Below are 4,336 nucleotides of genomic sequence, written 5' to 3' on the forward strand. Positions count from 1 at the left end.
CCGCCTCCGCCTCGGCCGGGGTACGGGCCGTCAGCAGCTCGACCGGGCGGCCGGCGCCACCGAGGCGCGCCAGGATCCGGGGCAGCAGCCCGCGGTGCCGTCCCCGGCCGGCGCTCGGGTTGGCGAGCACGGCGACGGGGCCGGGCGGGACATGATCGTGCGCGGTCACGGCGAGCACCGTACGGCACGAGCCGCGCCCCTCACCAGGGGCGACACCGCCACCGCCGACGACGGGGCCACCACGCCGGCGACGGTACGCAATACTGCCCGCCATGCGACCACGCACGCTGATCGCCGCCCTCGCCCCGGTGGCGTTCGCCCCGCTCCTGCTGGCCGGTGGGCTCTGGTGGGCGCAACGGCCGGTCGAGCCGGCCTGGCACGACAACGCCGTCGCCGACGCGACCGACGTCGTCGAGCGGGTCGAGGCGAGGTTCGCCCGCGACCACCTCTACACGGCCGAGGAGTTCGTGCACGCCGCCGGACAGGAGCCCGCGGTCACCGTGCTCCAGGTGCGCGGCGAGACGCACTGGCAGACCGGGGTGACGCTGGTGCTGCGGGTGACCGGGCACGGCGCGGGGGTCAACGGCCGGGGCGAGACGGTCGAGGGCACCGAGACGGTCTGCTTCCGCCTGCGTCTGGGCCCCGAGCGGGACGACCGCGACGACGACATCGACTGCCCGACCGGCGATCCGGTGCCCGTCCCGCAGGACCCGTCGCTCGACGGCGTCGACGACCGTCTCCGCCAGACGCTCCGCAGGGCCGGCCCCGACGAGGCGGCGGTGCGCGCCGCCGTGGCCGGCCTGAAGCTCGACCCGGCCATCCGGCAGGAGATCGCCGTCCGGGGCGGCACGGTCGGCGTCGCCTTGCGCGCGAGCCGGTACGACTGCCTGCTGGCCCGGGTCGACACGGCGGACGCGCAGACCTGGCGCCCGTCGCACACCCAGCTCGCCCCCGGCGAGTTGAGCTGCTCGGCCGGGCTGGCCCTGAGCAGTCAGTTCGGCCACCGCGAACGCTGACGGCGCCCGGCACGGTGAGTGCCGGGCGCCGTCGGGCCGGTGCGTCAGGGCAGGTCGATCGGGCGCAGCACCCGGTCGACCGCGTGCGCGATCTGCTTGTTGCCCTTGTTGATGTCGTAGCGCACCACCCGCGCGTTGCGGTCGCTGGTGTCGGCGTCGATCAGGCGGACCTGGCGGCCGTACCAGCAGTGCTTCACGTCGACCTCGACGGTCGCGCCGAGCGCGGTCGTCAGATCCGCGCCGTCGGCCTTCAGCGCCGCCTTCCGGTCGATCGTCGCGCCCGGCACCACGTGGTAGAGCAGCACGTCCTCCACGGTGTCCACACCCAGGCCGGCGACCGCGTCGAAGGCGGCCTTCTCACCCGGCAGCTTCTTCGCGGCGGTGATGTCGCGGACCAGCTCGCGGAACGCGTAGTCGTTCGGCACGAACGCGGTCAGCGCGACGGTGCCGTCGGTGAGCACCTTCACCGGCGAGTCCGGCTTGGCCTGCAGCACCGTCAGGACCGCCTTGGTGAGCACGTCGAAGTCCCGCGAGTTGTGGTCGAAGCCGCTCTTGTCGGCGGTGAGCACGGCGGCCAGCGACCGGGTGCCCTGCTGCTTCGCGCCGGCCTGGGCGGGAGCGGCGACGGCGGTCGTGGCCACCGCGGCGGCCGTGGCGCCCACGGCCAGGCGGGCGGCGAGACGAGCGATGTTCATCGGGGAGCCTTTCGTCGAGGCGACCAGGTCCGTGACTGTCGTCACGACCCTTGCTTCGCCCCGACCGTCCCCGGTGGATGCACTCCGGGATCAGAAGGTGACACGAACCTTCAGCGCGGTCCGCTCGTCCATCGCCCGGTAGCCCTCCGGCACGCCGGAAAGCGGCACCGACCGGTCGAACACCGGCGACGGGTCGATCACGCCGGCCAGCACGTCGGCCAGCAGTTCCGGCAGGTAGGCCCGGGCCGGCGCCACCCCGCCGGCGAGCGTCACGTTGCGGTTGAACATCTGCTGGACGTCGACTCCGGCGCTGCCGCCGTGCGGCACCCCGACGTAGCCGACCGCGCCGCCGTCGCGGGCGATCGAGATCGCGGTACGCATCGACTCCTCCGTGCCCACCGCCTCCAGCACCGCGTGCGCGCCGTGGCCGCCGGTCAGCTCGCGGACCGCCTCGACCGCCGCCTCACCGCGCTGCGCCACCACGTCGGTGGCGCCGAACCGTCGGGCGATGTCGGTGCGGGCCGGGTGCCGGCCCAACGCCACGATCCGTTCCGCGCCGAGTCGCCGCGCGGCCAGCACTCCACACAGGCCGACCGCGCCGTCACCGACCACGGCCACGGTCGCGCCCGGGCGCACCCGCGCCGCCAGGGCGGCGTGGTGCCCGGTGGCCATCACGTCCGACAGCGCCAGCAGCGCGGTCAGCAGCCGCTCGTCGCCGGCCGCCTCGGCGGGCAGCCGCACCAGCGTGCCGTCGGCGTACGGGACGCGTACCGCCTCGCCCTGCCCGCCGTCGGAACCCGGCGTGCCCCAGAACCCGCCCCGCGGGCAGGAGGTGTGCAGCCCTTCGCGGCAGAACTCGCACGTGCCGTCGGACCAGACGAACGGCGCGACCACCAGGTCACCGGCCCGCACCGAGGTGACGTCCGCGCCGACCTCCTCGACCACACCGAGGAACTCGTGCCCGATCCGCTGCCCCGGGTTCCGCTTGGCCACTCCCCGGTACGCCCACAGGTCGCTGCCGCAGATGCAGGCCAGCACGGTACGCACCACGGCGTCGCCCGGCTCGCGGACGGCGGCGTCCGGCACCTCCTCGACGCGGACGTCGTTCGGGCCGTGGATCACGGTGGCGCGCATCGATGGTTCCTCCGGACGGTGCGGGTGGCTGGCTCCGCGCGAACACTAGACCGCGCGTCGCCCGCCCCCGCCCCGTCTCCCCGACCCGGTGGTGGGGCTCACCCGATCAGCGGACGAGCAGACGCTTGCTCAGCGAGGCGACCCCGTCGCCCTTGACCTTGAGCGTCCAGTTGCCGGCCGCGCCCAGCGTCACCACCGTCTCGGCGGTGCCGTTCGGCTCCGCCTTCAGCTCGGCGACCCGCTTGCCCTCCGGGTTGAGCACGTACAGCGTCCGGGCGCCGGCCGTCTTGTTGGCCACCTTCAGCGCGAGCTTCTCGCCGGGCTCGGCGATCAGCCCGTCCACACCGGTGAGCGTGTCACCGGACAGCTCGATGGTGAGCGCCCGGTCGTACGCGGTCTCGGCCGCGGCACTGGCCACCGTGCCGTCGTCGGAGACGGTGATCCGGGTCCGCATCCCGTCGCCCTGCCGGCCCGGCTTGCAGGCCACCTCGTAGGTGCCGGTCTCCAACTGGGCGCGCAGGTCGCCGGTGCGGCCCGCCGGCACGTCGGCCACCTCGGCGACCACCTTGGTGAACGTGGTGCCCTCCCGGCCGTAGAGGTAGACCCCGGTGGCCTGCTGCCCCCGGTTGGTCACGGTGAAGGTGACCGTGCCCGGGGTGAACAGCGTGGTGGTGACCTCGCAGCTGGTGTCGGTGGCGGTCACCGGGACCTGCTCGCCCTTCGGCGCGGGCTCGTCGTCACCGCAGGCGGTGAGCGCGGCGGCGGCGCAGAGGGCGACAAGGACGGCGGCGGTACGGCTCTTCATCGGGCTCTCCGGAGCGGAGGTCAGCGCGCTGACCGGGGGTGGGGCGCCGACGCCACCCCGGGACACCGCCCCGGGGGACTCGGCGGAGTCAGCAGAGTCTAAGCGGGTGCGGCGTCCCGGCAAGGCCCCAGGGCAGCCGAATGTCCGCCTCCCCGCCGACCGGGCATGATGGGCGGCATGCGTCTGGTCTCCCTGCTCCCCTCCGCCACCGAGATCGCGTACGCCCTGGGCCTCGGCGACGACCTGGTCGGGGTCACGTTCGAGTGCGAGGTGCCACCGGCGTACCGGGCCGGCGTCACCGTGGTCGTGGGTGGCCGGGACACCCGGGGCATGCGCCCCGGCGAGATCGACGCGTACGTCAAGGAGCAGCTCGCCGCCGGCGCCGACCTCTACACGCTGCACGCCGGCGCGCTCGCCGACCTGGACCCGGAGCTGATCCTCACCCAGGACCTGTGCCGCGTCTGCGCGCTCCCGTCCGGCACGGTCACCGACGCCGTCGAACATCTCGGCTGCCGGGCCGACGTGCTGTCGCTCGACCCGTACACCCTGGACGACGTGCTGGACTCGATCCGCGCGGTGGGTACGGCCGCCCGGGTGCCCGACCGCGCGGAGGCCCTGGTGGACGGGTTGCGCGCCCGGCTCGCGGCGATCCGCGCGGCGGTGGCCGGCAGGCCCCGGCGGCGGGT

At 74.8% G+C, this 4,336-nt stretch carries 5 protein-coding genes and 1 pseudogene; 2 read left to right on the plus strand and 4 right to left on the minus strand.

The genetic code is table 11. The features are described from left to right. A pseudogene (locus tag HUW36_RS34645) lies at positions 1 to 169 on the minus strand (sphingosine kinase); the annotation flags it as partial. Between the two features lie 103 nt (positions 170 to 272). Between HUW36_RS34645 and HUW36_RS26770 the strand changes: the two are divergent. Beyond that, the gene (locus HUW36_RS26770) at positions 273 to 1,016 is read left to right on the plus strand and encodes a hypothetical protein (RefSeq protein ID WP_174530678.1); all 744 of its coding nucleotides are present in this window, start codon (positions 273 to 275) and stop codon (positions 1,014 to 1,016) included. Positions 1,017 to 1,060: 44 nt separating this feature from the next. On the opposite strand, the gene HUW36_RS26775 is transcribed toward HUW36_RS26770, so the two are convergent. The 3 genes from HUW36_RS26775 to HUW36_RS26785 form a co-directional block, all read right to left on the minus strand. After that, on the minus strand, positions 1,061 to 1,711 hold the full coding sequence (locus tag HUW36_RS26775; RefSeq protein ID WP_174530682.1) for a fasciclin domain-containing protein: 651 nt from the start codon (positions 1,709 to 1,711) through the stop codon (positions 1,061 to 1,063). A gap of 90 nt (positions 1,712 to 1,801) precedes the next feature. Then, positions 1,802 to 2,845, minus strand: coding sequence for a zinc-dependent alcohol dehydrogenase family protein (locus tag HUW36_RS26780; RefSeq protein ID WP_174530679.1), 1,044 nt, complete (start codon positions 2,843 to 2,845; stop codon positions 1,802 to 1,804). Between the two features lie 106 nt (positions 2,846 to 2,951). Continuing rightward, positions 2,952 to 3,650, minus strand: coding sequence for a hypothetical protein (locus tag HUW36_RS26785; RefSeq protein WP_174530680.1), 699 nt, complete (start codon positions 3,648 to 3,650; stop codon positions 2,952 to 2,954). A 177-nt stretch (positions 3,651 to 3,827) separates the two neighbouring features. Here HUW36_RS26785 and HUW36_RS26790 point away from each other — a divergent pair. After that, on the plus strand, positions 3,828 to 4,336 hold a 509-nt coding region (locus tag HUW36_RS26790), incomplete at its 3' end, for an ABC transporter substrate-binding protein (RefSeq protein ID WP_246248336.1).

The organism is Micromonospora maritima (genome assembly GCF_902825405.1).
GTDB lineage: Bacteria > Actinomycetota > Actinomycetes > Mycobacteriales > Micromonosporaceae > Micromonospora > Micromonospora maritima.